The sequence below is a fragment of the Bythopirellula superficialaquae genome, assembly GCF_059632245.1.
This window is the reverse complement of sequence record NZ_CP197426.1, coordinates 2,737,261-2,755,290: the sequence shown is the minus strand read 5'-3', so window position 1 is coordinate 2,755,290 and position 18,030 is coordinate 2,737,261. Positions and strand designations below refer to the sequence as shown.

Below are 18,030 nucleotides of genomic sequence, written 5' to 3'. Positions count from 1 at the left end.
CCCGGCTATAGAGTTATCCTAATGGTCGGCGAACGGCGCCGTTGGCGGAGAATTCTAAGGGATCGAGTCGAAATTGTGGCGTCAATCGATTGCCCGCCGCATTTTCGAGCATCGCCGCGGCAAGATTGTCGTGTGTCATCGCTCTCAAACCGACGTAGGAAGTTGTGAGCCGAGGGTTCACCTCGATCACCACGTCCTGGCTGCCATCTTCTGCTTCACCGAGAATAAGATCAACTCCCACATAGCCCAACGCGCCCGGAATGGCTGCCAACGCGCGATCGGCGAGCTTTGCGGCACGCTCGGCAAGGTCTGTTTCCCACAGCAGCGAACCGCCGAGATAACCGAAGCGGCCATCGTCGGTGAGATGCTGTCGGCAAGCTGCGAGGGCCACGCGATGTTCGGAGCCACACAAAAATGCCACGCTGGCCGCGATGCCGGGGATAAACTGTTCCAGCCTGCGCGGCCAGGGGTAGGGCGGCGGCTCGTCGAAGCGGCTCGTCACCTGAAAAGTATGCTGCGAACCAGCACCGTCGAGCGGTTTCAAGACGCCCGGGTATTGAAAATCGAACGGCAGCTTTTCGACGTCGGCGTCGAGCAAAATGGCCGGGGGAACTGACACGCCCGAGGCGGTGAGAGTTTCGGCGGTTAAGTGTTTGTTCGACGCGATGCGAATGAACTCATCAGACGCGGCAATCAACTTGGCGTTGACGTCGCGCGCGGTGCGAATTGTGTCGGAAAGAATGCCGTCGAATTCCGGCGCGATCACGATCGTATGATCCGCTTTGGCCGCCAGTCGTGAAAACTCTTCGAGATGATGTTCGCAGGAGTGAACGTCGACGACCTGGCAACGATGCAGGGTGAGCGGATCGAGCCGGGCATCACGAAGAATGGTTACGCGCGTCTCGGGGATCGTGGCAAAGTCGCTCACCAGCGCCGTGAGCATCGCCTCCCCTTCGATGAGCAGCGTTTCGGGGAGCGGGCTCGGTTCTTCAACAAGTCCCCCGCCGGTGATCCACTCGTAGAGGAAGATGTGCATGAGGGGAGTGTGTCTGAATCATGTCATCCTGAGAGAGGCTTGCCGACCGAAGGATCTGGTGTGCCCAACGATCTCGCATGGATAACGTGAAAAGCCCGAAGCCAGATTCCTCGGGTCGTAGAACTCCCCTCGGAATGACAGTTACGCAAACTACTAGAAAATTCCCAGCTGATCGCGGGCGTCGTCGGTCATGCGGTCGGGGGTCCAGGGTGGCTCCATCACGAGCCGCACGTCGACTTCGTTGACCCCTTCGATTCGGCTGACGAAATCCTTGGACTGGCCGAGCAGCTGCGGACCCGCGGGGCAGGCGGGGCTGGTCATTGTCATGTTGATCGCGACGTTAGATTTGCCTTCGTCGGTCTCGTCGACTTTGATCTCATAGATCAGGCCAAGATCGACAATATTGACGAACAACTCGGGGTCGATCACCTTTTTGAGTTCTTCACGAACGGCGTCTTCGGCTATGGGCATGATGCACCTCACAAAAATCTGGTGGTTATGCTTCGTTAAGTCGCACGAAGATTTGATCCCCTTCGACCTTCACTTCATGAGCTATTGTAGGCTTCGTCGCGGGCATCGTCACGGCGGCGCCGGTTTTGATGTCGAACTTCGCCCCGTGGCGGGGGCAAGCGATTGTACCTGCTTTCGGATCGAGCGGACCATCGGAGAGCGGGCCGCCGTCGTGTGTGCAAACGTCGTCGAGGGCATAGAAATGTCCCGCCGCGTGGATCAATACGACCAAACGGTCTTCGACCTCGACGAGCATCGAGCCTGGGTCGGTAAGCTCTGAAACTTTGGCAACCGGATGGAAATCGCTCATTCGCCGATATCTCGCACGCGGCGACCGATGGCTTCACCCAGGGCTTCGCGGACGCTTTCAATCGTGATGCGGTCGAACACCTGTTGGAAGAAGCCTTCGACGATCATGCGGACGGCTTCCTTGCGGGTGTAGCCACGGGTCATGGCGTAGAATAATTGTTGATCGTCGACGCGGCCGCTGGTGCTGCCGTGGGTGCAACGCACGTCGTCGGCTTCGATTTCCAAACCAGGAATCGAATCGGCGCGGGCATCGCGCGACAACATGAGATTGTCGTTGCGCTGATAGGCGTCGGTGCGCTGGGCCCCTTCGTCGACTTTGATCATGCCGCGCCAAACGGTGCGGGACTTATCCTGCAACGCGGCTTTGTAAAGCAAATCGCTGCGGCAGTAAGCGGCTTTGTGATGTTGGTGGGTGTTGTAGCAAAGATGTTGTTTGCCCTGAGTGAACATCACGCCGTTGACTTGGGCTTCGGCATCTTGGCCGGTGAGGGCCACGTGTTGATTCACCTTGGCGAGCCGGCTGCCGAGGGCACCGATGGTCCATTGCAATCCGGCCTTCTCCCCGACGTGGCCCATTTGGTGGGCAAAGTGCCACACGCCCGTGCCCCAATTTTGCAGGTTCACATAACGCAGGCGGGCTGCGCGCTCGACGATCAGCTCAATCGAACCACAATGCAACCCTTCGCCTTCGTGTTCGGTGCTGGCCGTTTCGGATAATAATGTCGCTTCCGCTCCGTCCTGCAAAATGACGAGCGTCTTGCCGAGATCCACGCCGCCCGCATTCATAATCGAGAGCGAGTGCAGCGGCTCGGAGATTTGCACGTTTTTCGGAACGAACAGCACCGTGCCACCGCTCCACAATGCCGCATTGAGCGCCGAGAATTTGTCTTTGTTGGGATTCACCAACTGGCGTTCGATATAAGGCCGCAGCAAGTCGCCATGCTCGGCGATGAGAGTATCGAGGCTGCCGAAGATTACGCCCTTCTTGGCCCATTTCTCCGAGAGCTCGCCTTCTTGGTTGCGGCTATCGAGCGAAATGGTTTGACCAGCGAGTTGCACGCCCTCGGCGAGCAAACCAGTCGGTTTGTGCGCGGGAGTTTCCATTTCGGCAAACGGCGTGAAGCGATCGAACTTGAACAGCCGGATGTCGGTCCGCATCCATTCTTCGTCACGATTGCTGGGCATCGCCAAGGTCTGGAATTGTTTCCAAGCGGCCACGCGGCGATCGGTAAGCCAACTAGGCTCGTCGCGGCTGGCGAGGAACGAATCGAATACTTCTTGCGAAAAGCCAGTTGCCTGCAAAGTCACGCTCATAGAACTCAATCAAAAATTCAAAAAAATACTTGTAACGAAAGGAACGGAAGCGGGCTTAACCCACGCTGCCTTCCATCTGCAGTTCGATCAACCGGTTCATCTCGACCGCATATTCCATCGGCAGTTCTTTGATCAACGGTTCGATAAAGCCGCTGACGATCATCGAGCTCGCTTCGGCTTCGGTTAGGCCGCGGCTCATCAAGTAAAAGAGTTGCTCTTCGCCGATGCGGGAGACGCTGGCTTCGTGCTCGATTTGCACGTCTTGCTCTTCGACTTCGATGTACGGATAGGTATCGCTACGGCTGTCCGAATCGAGAATCAATGCGTCGCAAACGACGTTGCTCTTGCAGTCGGTCGCACCCTCTTCGACTTTGCACAAGCCGCGGTAGCTACTGCGGCCGCCGTTCTTGCTGATGCTCTTGGAAATGATGCGGCTCTTGGTGTGCGGGGCACAGTGAACCACCTTCGCGCCGGCGTCTTGATGCTGACCCTTCGACGAAAAAGCAATCGACAGGATCTCGCCACGGGCCCCCGGTTCCATCATATAGACGGCCGGGTACTTCATCGTGAGCCGGCTGCCGAGATTGCCGTCGATCCACTCCATCAAGGAATCTTGGTAAGCCACGGCTCTCTTGGTCACGAGGTTGTAAATGTTGTTGGCCCAGTTTTGAATCGTCGTGTAACGGCAACGGCCATTCTTCTTGACGATCACTTCCACCACGGCCGAGTGCAAACTCTCGGTGGTATACATGGGGGCGGTGCAACCTTCGACGTAGTGAACCGAAGCCCCTTCGTCGACAATGATCAGCGTCCGCTCAAACTGCCCCATCTGCTCGGCATTGATGCGGAAGTAGGCTTGCAGCGGAAACTCGATCTTCACGCCGGGGGGCACGTAAATGAACGACCCACCCGACCATACGGCGGAATTCAACGCGGCGAACTTGTTGTCCGACGGCGGAATGATCGTGCCAAAATACTCACGGAGCAATTCGGGATGTTCCCGCACGGCGGTATCGGTGTCAGTGAAGATCACACCCTTGTTGCCGAGGTCTTCTTGCAGCGAGCCGTAGACGACTTCGCTCTCGAATTGGGCCTTCACGCCCGCCAGATACTTCTTTTCCGCTTCAGGGATACCAAGCTTGTCAAAAGTATCTTTGATGTCCTGAGGCACATCGTCCCACGACTTGCCCTGCTCGTTGGTGGGCTTCAAGTAGTAGAAAATGTCCTGGAAATCGATCCCGATATCGCCACCCCACTGGGGCATCGGCTTCGACTCGAAAATCTTGAGCGATTCGAGACGGAAGTCCCGCATCCAGGCGGGTTCTTTTTTCATGTCGGAGATTTGCTCGACGATCTCGGCGTTCAAGCCACGCTTGGCCTTGAACACATCGTGCGACGGTGTGATGAAATCGTACTTATTGATTTCACCGATGGTGGGTTCTTGCAGAATATCGGAAGCCATAATATTTATCCCCTCTCAAACGAGGCGGGTGGGTGTCTTCATGATTCCCGGCTGTGCGGGAATGACAGTAATGCGTTACTAAACAGCAGCTTCGGCGGTGGCCATTTCGCGCTCTTGGGCAGCTGCTTCGGGATAGCTCGCCCGCACGCGGTCGTAGCCATCGGTGAACAACTCGTGAGCCAATTCGACTCCGCCGGTTTCGACGATCTTGCCGCCGAGCATCACGTGCGTGAAGTCCGGCGTGTTTTGGTCGAGGAGCTTGTCGTGGTGGGTAATAATCAGGATGCCCATGGCCGCACTGTCGGCCGTCTCTTTGCCGATTTGTGCGATGCTCTGGCTGGCCAACTTAACGGCGTCAACGTCGAGACCGCTATCGGTTTCGTCGAGGATCGCGAACTTGGGCCGCAACATGGCCATCTGCAGGATTTCGGCCCGCTTCATTTCGCCACCCGAAAAACCATCGTTCACATAACGGCGGGCAAACTCGACGTCCATGCGAAGATGTTCCATCTTCTCAGTCAATTCCTTGCGGAACTGCCGCATGGGGATCAGCTCTTCGCCTTCCTTACGCGCCGGGTTGCGAACGTTGGTCGTCGCATGGCGGAGGAAGTCGGCCATCTTCACGCCGGGGATCGCCATCGGACGTTGAAACGCCATGAAAATCCCCGCGCGGGCCCGCTCCGTGGCATCCCACTCGGAGATGTCTTCGCCGTTGAGCTCGATCGTGCCTTCGGTCACTTCGTAGTTAGGATGTCCCATGATGACGTTGCCGAGCGTGCTCTTGCCGGAACCATTGGGGCCCATGAGGGCATGGGTTTCGCCACGGTTGATCGTAAGATTCACGCCGCGCAAGATTGGCTTGCCTTCGACGGAGACATGGAGATTCGTAATTTTCAGCGTTTCAGTCATTTTCAATTGCGGAGTTCGAAATTCGGTTTACGGAATAAAATTAACCAGTGATTTTTTGGTGGTCGTACACAGGGTCGATCTCGACCGCGGAGGCGACATAGCCACTGTGGTGAGGCATCGGAAGTTCGTCTTCGAGCTTACGACCGAGCAAACCTGGGCCTGCAGTGCCGGCGGCTTTGCCGATGCGGTGGCCTTTGATCTTGTCTTGGATACGCATGAGTCCTTCGAGCAAGGCTTCAGGACGCGGCGGGCAGCCGGGGACATAAACGTCGACGGGCACAACCAAATCGACACCCTTCACCACGTGGTAGCCATACTTAAAATAAGGACCGCCACCGACGGTGCAGGCACCCATGGCGATCACGAACTTCGGATCGGGCATCAGGTTGTAAAGTCGGCGTACGCGGCTCGCCATTTTGTAGGTCACCGTGCCGGCCACGATCATCAGGTCGGCTTGACGAGGAGTTGCGCGAAACGCCCCCGCACCGAAGCGATCCATGTCGTAGCGGCTAGCGCCCGCGGCCATCATCTCGATAGCACAACAAGCGAGTCCAAACGTCATCGGCCAAATGCTCGACTGCCGAGCCCAGTTAATGGCTTGCTCGACCGTCGTGGTGATGACGTTCTCTTCAAAGCGACCTTCAATCCATGGCTGGCTCATAACAATCTTCCAATTTCCAAGGGTTTCTCTCGACTGATTTGTTCGCGCTGCGGTCCCTTCCAGGAACCGCTCGAATCGGTCAAGAGTAACACGGTATTTTCCTAGTGGCTAGGTGCTGCGTAGTGGTGGCTTCCAGCCGCCAAGTCACTTGGCAGCGGCTGGAAGCCACCGCTAAACCGAGGCAGCCACGTGAGGGTTCATATCAAACGTACAATGGGTCGCCCCGTCCAAGCGGCAGTCGCTCAGTCGCAGGCCACTCCCCAGGATTTCGGCAAACAGCATCTTTTCCATCGAACAGATGCTGCGATCCTGCTCGGCTAAGCTCGGGTAAGGGCAGGCCAGCGCTTTCAGCACCGGCAGTTGCCCTTCGACGGGCTTGATCACTTCAAACGGAATGTCGCGACCTCGCATCAGCTCGACCAACGATTCCATTCGATCGTTGACCGACTCGCCCTTGATTTGATCGCGGTAAAGCTCGGCCAAACGAACAACAATCCGTTTGAGCAAACCATAACGGACATCAGGGTCCTTCACGGCCCGAATTTCGGTCCACAAAACACCCACCAAATCTTCGTAATTCGTGCCGCTTGAGCGCACTCCTGCCGTGGAGAGCGAGTAGCGATGTGTGGGCCGCCCGCGTCCGGCGGCTTCTGATTCGCGAACGATCAGGCCCTGATCCATCAAGCGAGTCAGGCGTTGGCGAATGGCCGTGGCGGTCACGCCAGCGTAGTCGACCAAGTCTTGGACCGTGGCAGCACCCTGGCGACGCAGGTATTCGACCACCGCGCGGTCGCCAACGGCATGCTCTTCGTCCGAAAATTGATGGTGAGGCACGGACATAAGTCGTTACTCTGAAAAAGCTTGGCTACTACTTCCTTAGTTATCGTACCGAATCGGCTATTTTTGACAATGGTTGGTTTGAAAAATAAGTGACAAATCGTAAAGTGTTGACCCAGAACAGTTTATTAGCTAGAAGTAGCATGGAAATTCGCGTGCCTGCTAGCACACGGAACCCGACCAGCAACTTCCCCGATTGGGAGCAGAGAGCATGAGCGAAGCAAAAGGCCCACAAGGGGAGCAGTGGGGTTCGCAGTTGGGGGTCATTCTGGCTGTGGCTGGCTCGGCCGTGGGCTTGGGAAATTTCTTGCGATTTCCTGGGCAAGCCGCTCAAAACGGCGGGGGGGCCTTCATGCTCCCCTACTTCGCGGCCCTCCTGATCCTGGGAATCCCCATGTGTTGGGCAGAATGGACCATGGGCCGTTATGGCGGCGGCAAAGGCTTCAATTCCGCGCCCGGAATTTTTTCCGTCATCTGGCCCAGCAAGATCGCGCGCTATTTCGGTTCGCTGGCGTTACTGATCCCGCTGGTGATCTACATGTATTACGTGCTGATCGAAGCGTGGTGTTTGGGCTACGCTTACGACTATCTCGTGGGCAACTTCAATAATATCGAACCGACCCCCGCGGCCTACACGGCCTACTTCGATAATTTTGTCGGTAAAAACGCCGACGGATTTATCTACGAAGGGGGCAATAATGAACTGGTTGGGATACTGGCTTTCGTCTTCATCCTAAATTTCATTTTGATTTATCGCGGGATCAGCAAAGGGATCGAAAAATTTTGCAACGTGGCCATACCGTTGATGGCGGTGTGCGCGATTTGCGTTTTGATTCGTGTTCTCACCCTGGGAACGCCCGATCCCGCGCATCCCGAAAACAATTTGGTTAACGGCTTGGGCTCGATGTGGAACCCGAATCCCGAGTTTCTGTGGAAGCCCGACACCTGGCTCGCTGCGGCGGGGCAGATCTTTTTCAGCATCTCTGCCGGTTTTGGCATCATCATCAATTACGCCAGTTACTTGAAGAAGAAAGATGACGTAGCGCTGAGCAGTTTGACGGCGTGCAGCGTGAATGAGTTCTTCGAAGTCTGTTTGGGGGGAATGATTACCCTGCCGGCGGCATTTATTTTTCTAGGCGCGAGTGCCACGATGATGGGGACGTTTGGTTTGGGCTTCAACGCACTGCCCAACGTGTTTGCCGTGATGCCCGGTGGTCGGTTCTTTGGTTTCGTCTGGTTCTTTATGTTGTTCTTAGCGGCCATCACCAGCAGCCTGTCGATGCTGCAACCAGTGATCGCCTTTTTTGAAGAGGGTTTAGGGCTGAAGCGTCATGCCTCGGTGACATTTCTTGGGTTGATCGCGGCGTTTGGCACGGGCTTTTGCGTTTACTTTTCCAAAGGAACCGTCGCCCTCGATACGATGGATTTCTGGGTGGGGACATTCCTCATCTATGTGCTGGCCATGTTTCAGACGCTGCTGTATGGGTGGGGATTAGGAATTGAGAAGGGCGAAGAAGAGATGCACCACGGCGCCCATTTGCGCGTGCCGCGGTTGGTGCAGTTCATGTTGAAATATGTTTCGCCACTCTTTTTGTTTGTCATTTTTGGGATGTTCTGTTGGCAATCGCTGGTGAGCAAAGACGTGGAAATTGCCTTCCTACCCGGTGAGGAAGTCCCGCAGGTCTTCGACAATACGGTCCCCGAGAACGTGATGAGTGTGCTCAATGACAACAAGCAAACCGTTCCCACGACGTTTTCCATCACCACCGAAGAAGGCGAACCGTATTGGATGATTCGCGACGAAACAACTAAGCCGCTCTACACGTTTGAAATCGCGAAAAATGACGAAGGTCAGTCGGGGCTGCGTGTCAATCGATTTTCAATCGGCACCGTGCAGGCCTTGGCCTACAACAGGGTCGCGATGATGTCGATTGGCTTTATCATCATCGTGGGAATATTTATGAGCATTCTGACTAATATCGCCTGCCGACGTTGGGAGCGCGAAGGCCGCTTGTAATAGCCGCAGTTTTGCGAGGAACTTATTATGACTTCATCCGGCTGGATGATTATGATCGCGTCGGTGTGCGGTGTTTTAGGACTCGTTAGCTTTTGCATGTATCGAGTTCTCACCTTGCCTCCGAGCGAACTCGGAGACAGCATGAAAGCTCCGTTAGATATCGACACGGGCGACACGCAGGATGCGGATTGAGTGGCTGGCATGATCTTAAATGAATTGATTCCCGTGTTGCAGATCGCCGTTGGCCCGGCAATTCTGATTTCTGGCGACGGGCTGCTGCTGCTGACGATGACCAATCGTTTGGGCCGAGTCATCGACCGTTCACGGCAATTAGTCTCGATCCTGAAACAAGCCGAGAACGAAGAGCAGGAGAATAGCCAATCGCAGCTGAAAGTCTTGCTTCACCGAGGTCGATTACTTCGTTCGGCAATCTTCATGGCAGCCACCAGTGCGTTACTCGCGGCGCTGCTGATCATCTTGGTCTTCCTGAGCGTGTTGATGAAGTGGGAAATCGGCTGGCTCCTTAGCATCATTTTCATGGGCAGCATGCTCGGAATCATCGGCTCGTTGGTGTCGTTTCTGCGCGACGTGAACGTGACGTTGCACGCGCTAGCGATTGAAGTGCGGCATCCGAGTTAGGTGCCCGCCAAGTGTATGCTCTCCCGCGGAAAATACTCCGCGACGATCACGCGAAATTCCGCCGGAGTTTTCATCGTCGCCACGTGTTCGCGAAATTCACGTGCCCCGGCGGCCTTGAACGGAGCAATATATAGGGTAAGAAGTGTGAATTCGATTTGCGTCAGCATTCGGGCAAAGTCAGAGAGAACACACTCAGTTGTCGAAATCTTCGACGTTATAGGGCTTAATGTCTGATATATGAATTTTACCTGCAATGAGCTGGTCTAGTAGAGAAACTTCCTCCTGATTCTCAACAAACTCTTGATACTTTCGCTGCTGCTCCGCCTTAAACTCGGGCGTCTCTTTGGCCGCTCGCTGTGCATTGAGCCACTGTCGTTGTTCCAAATTCTTTTTTGCAGTCTTACGGTACCAGCGATCCGTCAACGGCAAGAGAAGTTCGTAGGCCTCCAAAGTAGGTCCACCAGTTGTGTAATCGATTGGACGTAGCCGATCAACAGATTTGTAGTTAGGGTTGGCGCCTCGATTAAGCAGAAGTTGCATGACTTCCAAACGGTTCTTGAGTGCTGCGCTCATGAGTGCAGTAGGAAACCCGTGTTCGGTAACCGCGTCAGGATGAACACCCGCGTCCAAGATGGCCTCCACAATTTCCAAATACCCCCGTTCGGCGGCTTTATTCAAGGCGCTTTTGTGCATCCGCTCTAAAGCAATGGCTACTGGGCTAGCGCCTTTTTGCAACAGGAACTTAGCCTTCTCAAGGTCGCGTTGGATAACAGCATGGTACAGCGCGGTGCATCCCTCGCGGTCGACTTCATTGATGTTCCTCGAATGTTGACGTGCTTCTTGCACGTCTTCGATGTTTCCCTCTTTGACGGCGGAGATGAGATCAATAGGCATTTTATGGACCCGTTCTTCTCTTTGAGACACCGCTTAAGTGTGAAAGTGCCCCAGGATTTCCCGCGGAAAATACTCCGCGACGATCGCGCGAAATTCCGCCGGGGTTTTCATCGTCGCCACGTGCTTGCGGAATTCGCGCGCTCCCCGGCGGCCTTGGGCGTAGCAGCAGGCGAACTTGCGCATCAGCATCGTGCCTCGCTCGTCGCCGAAGCGTTCGCACACGAGTTCAAAATGGTGCAACAGAAGCTGCCGCTCTTCTTCGAGCGTCGGCTCGGGGGGAATCGGCTCGCCACGAATCGCCGCGGCGGCTTGCCCGAACAGCCACGGTTTGGCGAGCGATGCCCGGGCGATCATCACGCCGTCGACGTTGTAACGCCGGAAGGCATTGACCACTTTCTGCGGCGTGTCGAGATCGCCGTTGCCGATGAGCGGAATCCGTTTCAAATGGGGTTTGATTGAGGCGATGCGATCCCAATCGGCCGAACCGGTGAACATGTCTTGCGCGGTCCGGCCATGCACGGTGAGTGCCGCGGCACCGGCTCCCTCGACAACTTGGGCAATGTCGATGGCGTTGATTGTGTCGCGGGTGCAGCCGAGACGGATTTTCGCGGTGACCGGCGTCGGGGCACAGGCCGCGACGACTTGCTCGATGATTTGACCCATCCGCTCGGGTTGGCTCAACAAATAAGAGCCGCTGTGAGCTTTTTGTGTGACGTTACGCACGGGGCAGCCGAAGTTGATGTCGACAACGCTCACGCCGTATTCATCGCCAGCGAGCCGAGCACCCACTTTGGCCAGCGTTTCGGGCTCATTATCCCAAATCTGCACAGCAAGTGGCCGCGACTCTTCGGCGACGCCCCACAAGCGGTCGGGGTGCTCGGCTTCTTGCTCATCGAGCCACACAAAGCCGCGGGCGTTGACCATCTCGGTAGCCAACAAACCCGCCCCGCCGAATTCGCGAACGATCTGCCGAAAGGCATAGTTGGTGAACCCCGCCATGGGGGCCTGCAAGATCGGCGGATCAATCAGCAGCGGGCCGATGTAAAACGGCTTGGCGATGGGCGCAACGGCGAGTGGGGATTCGGTGAGCGACATGATGCGCTATTGTACGCGAAAATAAGAAGTTCTTGCAGGCCGCCAAGCCGCAAGCGGCTATTTGGGCTTCACCGGCAAGACAGGAACCGTGGCCTGGGTTTCCTTGGAAGTGTCCTGGGAAATGAATTTAAGTCGCACGCCGACGTAGCGCGCGCCGCTGGGGTGATCGGGGGGCTCTTCGACGAGCACCAGATCCTCGCCTTGTTTCTCCCAGATCAAATGTTGGTAGCGTTTGTCCTCGGGCTCGACCATCACGAGTCGGTCTTCCTCCCAGCGATAGCGGCCATCGAGATTTCCACTGCCGTAGAGCATGAGCTCGTCCTTGGGCATCGAGAGAATCGTCACCGCCCGCTGGGCACCGGCGGGGAAGTTGATCTGCCACGTGCCGTGATAGGGGCCAGGGGCAGCTTTCTTAGGCACTGCGGCTTCGCGCTGAAGGATCGTGGCTTGGCCATCGTACATCTGCAACTTCAATTCGCTGAAGATCACCGTGCTCCCCCACACGTTGATGATAAAGCGATCGTCTGTGGGAGGACTGCCCTTTATGCTCAAACCACGATGAATGTCGCTTTGTAAACCGGTCCAATCGATGACTGTTTCATTATTATCCATCACGCGAATCGAAACATTTTTCCCTGCCAGACGCACGCCGATCACGACGTTGTGTTCGAATCCTGGATGAAACCGATACTCGGAATTAAAGGTGGGATTGGCCAGGTCATAGGGCATTAAACCCATCACTCCACCCACGCCATTGATGGATTGCAAATGATCCATACCCAACACGACCATGCCACGGCCCGCGCCGAATGGAAGTTGAAAACCGACGGCTCGGTTAGGCGCACCGGCGCGAACCTCAAATCGGGCCGAGAGTTCATAAGAGCCATCAATCAGGATTGGCACGACGAGGCTTTTCGCGCCCAAATCGCGTTGCTCTCGCCAGATATCACCGCGGGGGTCTCGCCGCCAGATCCCGGAGATCGCATCCCGCTCGACGGCGATCAACGACATGAGATCGACGGAACCCTTGGCAATGGTGATCGTGTCGCCTCCCGTCAATCCCGGAGATGGGGGCGCCGGTACACCGATAGAGAATCTTTCAGAAGGAGGAGTCGATTTGCGCGAGATTAAGCCCAGGAGCACAATCCCCACGATTCCCGCTGTAAGTAGGGCAGCCCTCGGGGGAATATGGAATTTGCTTGGAGGTGTTTCGCCGCGCTCGATAGCCATCCGATCTTGGGTCGTTTCCAATCGTGCGCGGAGCAAGTCGCGTTGGGAACGCAGATTCTGTAACTGAGCATTGATATCAGACAAACGCTGGCGGATTTGCTGCGACTGTCGGCGTTGCTCGACGAGTTGGCTCTCCAAATATTCAAGATTCGTTTCCCGTTCGGCGATGGGAATTTCCAATTCTGCGCTGGGCGTGTTCCCCTGTTGTTGCCGCAATTCGGCCAGGCTCTCTTGCTCGAGCGCGATTTGATCGGTGAGCGCGCGTTCGACGGCGTAAGCCTCTTCGGCGAGCGCGGCGAGTTGTTGGCGACGGTGCTGAAAGACGGCCAAGCCTCCATCGACCAATTGTTGCGTGTTCTGCAAATTCTTGAGCGATTCAGGAGCGTGCAGATTGAAGAACGCTCGCAATCGCGCTGGCCATGCGGGCTGCTCGAACGCACTCGGATAGTTTTCGATGGCAGAAGACGGGCTCGCCGGTTCGGCGGGAAGATAGATCACCGACGTAGGCCGGGATGTCGCCGCCGAGTTTTGGGAAAGCGATTGGCCCGCTTGCACGCGGTTGAGATCCGCGAGCAATTCGCCAGCCGTTTGATAGCGGGCGTTGGGATCTTTGAGCAGCAAGCGATGGACGATCTGGGCCACGTCGGCTGGCACACTAGGAATGATCTCGGTGAGCGGCGGCGGAATTTCATACGCATGCTGAAAGATCATCGACGTGGGACTGTCGGCTTGGAACGGCAACCGCCCGCTGAGCATCTGATAGAGCAACACGCCGACCGAATAGAGATCGCTGCGGCCATCGACCGGTTGCCCTCGGCCTTGCTCGGGGGACAAATAATCGACGGTCCCCATCACGACGCCGGTGGCCGTTTGTTGCAACTCACTGGAGAGCGACTTCACCAAACCAAAATCGGCAAGCAGGGCTTTGCCCGAAAGGTGATCGATCAGAATGTTGCCCGGCTTGATGTCGCGGTGAACGAGACCCTGCTCGTGCGCGTGAGCGAGCCCCGCAACGACTTGGGCAATCAACTGCACGGCCGATTGAGATGGCAGCTTGCCGTTCGCCTTCAACAGCTCGGTGAGCGAACCCCCAGCGATGTATTGCATCGCGAAGTAGTGATGCCCTTGCTCTTCGCCGATTTGATAGATGGGCACGATGTGGGGATGAACGAGTTTCGCCACCGCGCGGGCTTCAGAAGTAAACCGGTCGACAAAAGCTTGTTGCCGTGCCAATTCGCGCGGCAAGACTTTGATCGCGACGGTCCGTTCGAGCCGTTCGTCGTAACCGCGGTAAACATCGCCCATGCCGCCCGCACCGATTTTGGCGTCGATACGATAAGGCCCCAAGCGTTCAAACGGGATTTCTGTTTGTGCTTGCTGATGACCAAAGGCGGGCGTGTCGTGATGGACATCGATGCCAGTGCCGCGTGCTGGAGTTTCGTTATTGGCCGTAATGGACTTTGCTACGTTTGCGAGTGCGGCTTGTATTTCTTGGCTGTTGGTGAAACGCCGCGCGGGATCGTAGCCTAAGGCACCGTCAATCAACTCACGAAACTCCGCGGGTACTTTGGCGGCTACTTGCGGGCTCGTGAGATAGGCTTCAACCGATTCGCCGGTGAGCCATTGAAGAGCGAGCTGGCCGATTTGAAAGAGGTCGATGCGGCGGGGGTCGCAGTGAATGTCGGCACGCCGGAGAACGGATTCGGCTTGCTTGATGTCGGCAGGAGCGAGCAGCGTGGTCGCGGATTCTAATTCCGGCGGAACAGAGGCCCAAGGACCTGCGCATTCAACGGCGATTTCCTGGGGCGGGGATAACGTGGCCTGAAAGTTTGGGCTGACGGAAACGTTTTCGGCGTTGATTGCGCGATGCAGTTGGCCATTGGCGTGCAGCTTGGCGACTTGTTCACAGAGTTGGTTCAACAACGTGAGGATTTGGGCTCGCCGGGCGGGCGAGTCGATTGAATCCGTCAGGTTGTTGGGTGAGAGTTGCGGCATGACGGGACAAGTTAGCAGGGTTTTTGCGGGCGGATCACTAAGTTCATGTCCGTTGGCGAGACAATTCGTAAAGCAAAGATGGAAATCTCAGAAGAACTTTTAATACGACGCTTGCTAGAATAGTGTAGCTGGTGATGCTGCTAAATTCCCCCTCCCTAGCCCCTCCCCCGAGTACAGGGGAGGGGGATATATTTTCTACCATGAGTTTTCCCCAAACACGGCATACGCTGATACTGCGACTCGTTGACGGTCAAAGTGAACGCGACTGGCAGGAATTTCTGACCGATTATTGGGGACCAATCTGCCGATTTGCTTTGCGGCGTGGTGCGGCGACGCTGGCCACGGCTGAGGACTTGGCCTCGCAATGCTTCGAGGTCGTCATTCGCAATAAGTTGCTCGAGCGGTGGGTGAGCAGCCGGCAAGCCAAGCTGCGCACGTTGTTGTGCAGCGTTGTTTGCAAGCTGCAAGCGAATGAATTTCGCGCGACGCGCAAGAAAGGGGAATTCGAGCAAGCTTTGGCCGAGGAATTGCTACACACGCGGCCCACAAGTTCCGCCGATGTCGACACGGCCTTCTTTGCCGCGTGGGCTGAGGAATTGTTGCAACAAACGCTGCGCACGATGGCACGCGAATATCATGCGGCTGGCAAGGGAAACTATTTCCGCGTGCTTTACGGCCGGATTTGCGAAGAGTTGTCGATTACGGAAACCGCCACGGCACTCGGCATCAGCACCAGCGACGTCGACAATTATTACCGCCATGCTCGCAAGCGGCTTAATGAGCAATTGGAGTCGGCGGTTCGCTCGCACGTGGTTCGCTATTGTGATGCAGCAGAGGTTGAGCAGGAATTCGCGGCGGAATGGAATCGGCTGGGCGAATATCTGCACGATCACGGCGGGCTGGAGCAGGCAATTCGCGGGGGGCAGGAATTCGTGGAACGCGAGTCGTTGGAAGCTCATAAGCCAACGCGGATTCGGGAGACGCTGACGAAGCTGCCGCTGGACTGCTGAGATCAATGCTGTCTTGAAGACCCCGGACCGCGTGGCGGTCCGGCTATTGGGCTGTCAGAGAAATTATTTACGAGTTTTCCAATTTCCTGACATGAAGGTTGGTAGAGGCGTTGCCAGAGCGTGTTGTTCGGCCGCCAAGCCAACAATTTGTGTGCAGGAAACGATCATGGGAATCTTCAAACGTATCAGCGATATTCTCTCGGCCAATTTTAATGAACTCGTCGACGGCTTTGAGAATCCCGAAAAGCTGTTGAAGCAAGCGATTCGCGAGATGGAAGAATCGATCGCCAAGGCGACCGAGGAAACGGCCAGAGCCCTGGCCAGCGAAAAAATCACGTCTAAGGCTCTCAAAACCAACCAAGTGCAAACCACGCAATGGCTGGAGCGGGCCGAACAAGCGGTCCAGGCCGGCGATGATGAATTGGCTCGCAAGGCGATCAAGCGGAAACAAGAGCACGAAAAACTTGTGGCGGCGCTCGAAGATCAACTCACGGCCTCGCAGGAAGCGGCTCAAGCCTTGAAGAGGCAACTCGAAGCGATGAAGGCAAAACTCACGGAAGCGAAACGTAGTTTGGCGAATCTGTCGGTGCGGCATCGCGCGGCCGCGTTTCGCAAGAAGATGCAAACCGTCGATTTGGGTGCTCCTTCGGAACTCGATCAACATGCATTCGCGAAGTTTGAGCGCCTGCGGAATCGCGTCGAACAAGCCGAGGCTGAGGCCGAAGCGATGTCGGAATTACAATCGGCGACTCGCACGGTTGAATTGGGGGAGTGCTGCGAGCCGGAAGCGAATATCGATGTCGATGCGGAGTTGATGGCGCTCAAACAACGGGGCGCTAAGCCGCAAGCGAGTTAGCTTTTCGGAACTAAGATCGAGCGTTCGGAGCCGTTGGTGGGGACGCCTTGCCAGCCGCTGACGCTGGGTGTCTGCGGCGCAACGCTTGATGAATCGTTGAGTCCTTCCACGGCGTTCGCGCGTTGCACTTCGGTGTCGAACGTGCTTGCCGGGGAACTGCCGGTGCGGATCAGCATCGCTACGAGACGGTCCGTATCGAGCGTGCCGGGGGTGGCGATCTCGGTGTAGCGGACGATGCCGAGGTTGTATTCCTTGACCGCGCCGACAAACATCCGCCGCCGGGCGGAGAACAGTTCAAAGGCCATCAACAGATCGCTGCCATCGGATTGCGGGCTGCGGGCATCGCTCACCTGAAACATCCACTTGCGGGCATCGGCGATTTCCAGCGTGCGCGTCGACAAGTCGGTATAAGCCCGCGGCAAGAGTTCATTCAGCTGCTGAGCAAGCTGCGAAGGGCGATTCTGAAAAATTTCGGCATAGCGGGTTTCGTAGGCGTCGGAAAATGGGGCATCGCTCGGCAACGGCATGAAGCCGAAGGTCACGTTGCCCATCATCGCGGCTAAATTTTCTTGAGCCACGCGCGCCCGGTCGCGAGCAAGTTGCACGCGGTTTTCGGCGGTCTGTTTCGCAAGCTCCCATTCGGGGCCCGGTTGTGTGATCGCCTGTTCGAGAGCCACGAGCTTTGTGCGGTCGTCGAGCGCGAGGTAATAATTCGCGATGGCTTGGGACAACTCCCAGTAGGCGATCACGCGCTGCGTTTGCTCGTTGCGTGAGAGTGAATTATTCACCGCCTGGGCCAAGGTGATCGGCGTGCCCTTGAGTTGTTCCCCCAACGGGGGTTCCAAAAAACTCGCGAGCAGCTTGGCCGGATCGGTTTCGCTGGCGGGTGGTGCCGTCTCTGTTGTGGTGGGAGTGCGTGGAGGCTGCGTGGCGGGTGGAGTGGTGGCGCCAAAAGCTGGAGCAGTAGTATTGGGAGTTGTCGTTGTGGGAGAATCGAGGTCGGGGGATTCTTCGGAACTCAGCGGATTGGAATCGGGGGGAGTCGCGAGGGGCTGGGCCGTGGCATCGATCTCGTCAAACAGATTGCTCGTGACGTCGGTCGAATCGCCAGCAGGAGCGTCGGTTGTCGGAGTTTCGGTCGTGGCTTCCGCAGGGGTTTCCTCAGCGGGCGGTGGGGACAAATCGGGATAGCGATCGCCGATTTGGGCAGCCAGAAACACAACCAATAGCATGAGCGTGGATTGCATCGCTTGAAA

At 56.5% G+C, this 18,030-nt stretch carries 18 protein-coding genes; 5 read left to right on the top strand and 13 right to left on the bottom strand.

Translation table 11 applies throughout. From position 1 onward, the window contains the following. Positions 1 to 13 precede the first annotated feature (13 nt). The 8 genes from SH678x_RS11275 to SH678x_RS11240 all read right to left on the bottom strand — a co-directional run bounded on the left by SH678x_RS11275 (position 14) and on the right by SH678x_RS11240 (position 7,041). Positions 14 to 1,036, bottom strand: coding sequence for an ATP-grasp domain-containing protein (locus SH678x_RS11275; RefSeq protein WP_496923014.1), 1,023 nt, complete (start codon positions 1,034 to 1,036; stop codon positions 14 to 16). Positions 1,037 to 1,189: 153 nt separating this feature from the next. After that, positions 1,190 to 1,507 carry a metal-sulfur cluster assembly factor gene (locus SH678x_RS11270; RefSeq protein ID WP_496923013.1) on the bottom strand — a complete coding sequence of 106 codons (318 nt, stop codon included), beginning with the start codon at positions 1,505 to 1,507 and terminating at the stop codon, positions 1,190 to 1,192. Between the two features lie 25 nt (positions 1,508 to 1,532). Beyond that, complete coding sequence (locus tag SH678x_RS11265; protein ID WP_496923012.1) at positions 1,533 to 1,856, bottom strand: Rieske (2Fe-2S) protein; 324 nt, start codon at positions 1,854 to 1,856, stop codon at positions 1,533 to 1,535. Further along, positions 1,853 to 3,169 carry a Fe-S cluster assembly protein SufD gene (gene sufD, locus SH678x_RS11260; RefSeq protein ID WP_496923011.1) on the bottom strand — a complete coding sequence of 439 codons (1,317 nt, stop codon included), beginning with the start codon at positions 3,167 to 3,169 and terminating at the stop codon, positions 1,853 to 1,855. The genes SH678x_RS11265 and sufD overlap by 4 nt, the downstream gene beginning before the upstream one ends. A gap of 55 nt (positions 3,170 to 3,224) precedes the next feature. Further along, entirely contained in the window at positions 3,225 to 4,631 is a 1,407-nt protein-coding gene (gene sufB / locus SH678x_RS11255; RefSeq protein ID WP_496923010.1) for a Fe-S cluster assembly protein SufB, read from the bottom strand. A gap of 78 nt (positions 4,632 to 4,709) precedes the next feature. Next, the gene (gene sufC, locus SH678x_RS11250; protein ID WP_496923009.1) at positions 4,710 to 5,540 is read right to left on the bottom strand and encodes a Fe-S cluster assembly ATPase SufC; all 831 of its coding nucleotides are present in this window, start codon (positions 5,538 to 5,540) and stop codon (positions 4,710 to 4,712) included. Between the two features lie 40 nt (positions 5,541 to 5,580). After that, entirely contained in the window at positions 5,581 to 6,201 is a 621-nt protein-coding gene (locus SH678x_RS11245) for an NADH-quinone oxidoreductase subunit B (RefSeq protein WP_496923008.1), read from the bottom strand. Between the two features lie 171 nt (positions 6,202 to 6,372). After that, on the bottom strand, positions 6,373 to 7,041 hold the full coding sequence (locus SH678x_RS11240) for a helix-turn-helix transcriptional regulator (RefSeq protein WP_496923007.1): 669 nt from the start codon (positions 7,039 to 7,041) through the stop codon (positions 6,373 to 6,375). Positions 7,042 to 7,249: 208 nt separating this feature from the next. Here SH678x_RS11240 and SH678x_RS11235 point away from each other — a divergent pair, with 208 nt between their 5' ends. Genes SH678x_RS11235 through SH678x_RS11225 form a run of 3 tightly spaced genes read left to right on the top strand, consistent with a single transcriptional unit; the run spans position 7,250 to position 9,694 of the window. Further along, the gene (locus SH678x_RS11235) at positions 7,250 to 9,055 is read left to right on the top strand and encodes a sodium-dependent transporter (RefSeq protein ID WP_496923006.1); all 1,806 of its coding nucleotides are present in this window, start codon (positions 7,250 to 7,252) and stop codon (positions 9,053 to 9,055) included. A 27-nt stretch (positions 9,056 to 9,082) separates the two neighbouring features. Continuing rightward, positions 9,083 to 9,247: a hypothetical protein gene (locus SH678x_RS11230; protein WP_496923005.1), complete on the top strand. Its 165-nt coding sequence runs from the start codon at positions 9,083 to 9,085 to the stop codon at positions 9,245 to 9,247. Between the two features lie 9 nt (positions 9,248 to 9,256). Next, entirely contained in the window at positions 9,257 to 9,694 is a 438-nt protein-coding gene (locus SH678x_RS11225) for a DUF2721 domain-containing protein (RefSeq protein WP_496923004.1), read from the top strand. Here the strand turns inward: SH678x_RS11225 and SH678x_RS11220 are convergent. From SH678x_RS11220 to SH678x_RS11205, 4 genes are read right to left on the bottom strand one after another with little or no spacing between them, the layout of a single operon-like run. After that, positions 9,691 to 9,861 carry a hypothetical protein gene (locus tag SH678x_RS11220; RefSeq protein WP_496923003.1) on the bottom strand — a complete coding sequence of 57 codons (171 nt, stop codon included), beginning with the start codon at positions 9,859 to 9,861 and terminating at the stop codon, positions 9,691 to 9,693. The two genes, SH678x_RS11225 and SH678x_RS11220, sit on opposite strands and share 4 nt — an antisense overlap. A gap of 25 nt (positions 9,862 to 9,886) precedes the next feature. Continuing rightward, positions 9,887 to 10,588 (bottom strand): ankyrin repeat domain-containing protein, encoded by a 702-nt coding sequence (locus tag SH678x_RS11215; RefSeq protein ID WP_496923002.1) that lies wholly within the window; start codon positions 10,586 to 10,588, stop codon positions 9,887 to 9,889. Between the two features lie 33 nt (positions 10,589 to 10,621). Further along, positions 10,622 to 11,683 carry a tRNA dihydrouridine synthase DusB gene (dusB, locus tag SH678x_RS11210; RefSeq protein WP_496923001.1) on the bottom strand — a complete coding sequence of 354 codons (1,062 nt, stop codon included), beginning with the start codon at positions 11,681 to 11,683 and terminating at the stop codon, positions 10,622 to 10,624. Between the two features lie 57 nt (positions 11,684 to 11,740). Then, the gene (locus SH678x_RS11205) at positions 11,741 to 14,908 is read right to left on the bottom strand and encodes a protein kinase domain-containing protein (protein WP_496923000.1); all 3,168 of its coding nucleotides are present in this window, start codon (positions 14,906 to 14,908) and stop codon (positions 11,741 to 11,743) included. Between the two features lie 200 nt (positions 14,909 to 15,108). Between SH678x_RS11205 and SH678x_RS11200 the strand changes: the two genes are divergently transcribed. Both SH678x_RS11200 and SH678x_RS11195 read left to right on the top strand, forming a co-directional pair. Then, positions 15,109 to 15,918 (top strand): RNA polymerase sigma factor, encoded by an 810-nt coding sequence (locus SH678x_RS11200; protein ID WP_496922999.1) that lies wholly within the window; start codon positions 15,109 to 15,111, stop codon positions 15,916 to 15,918. Between the two features lie 166 nt (positions 15,919 to 16,084). Next, on the top strand, positions 16,085 to 16,774 hold the full coding sequence (locus tag SH678x_RS11195) for a PspA/IM30 family protein (RefSeq protein ID WP_496922998.1): 690 nt from the start codon (positions 16,085 to 16,087) through the stop codon (positions 16,772 to 16,774). Here the strand turns inward: SH678x_RS11195 and SH678x_RS11190 are convergent. After that, a complete protein-coding gene (locus SH678x_RS11190; protein ID WP_496922997.1) occupies positions 16,771 to 18,021 on the bottom strand; it encodes a hypothetical protein in 1,251 nt (416 codons plus the stop codon). The two genes, SH678x_RS11195 and SH678x_RS11190, sit on opposite strands and share 4 nt — an antisense overlap. Positions 18,022 to 18,030: the final 9 nt, after the last annotated feature.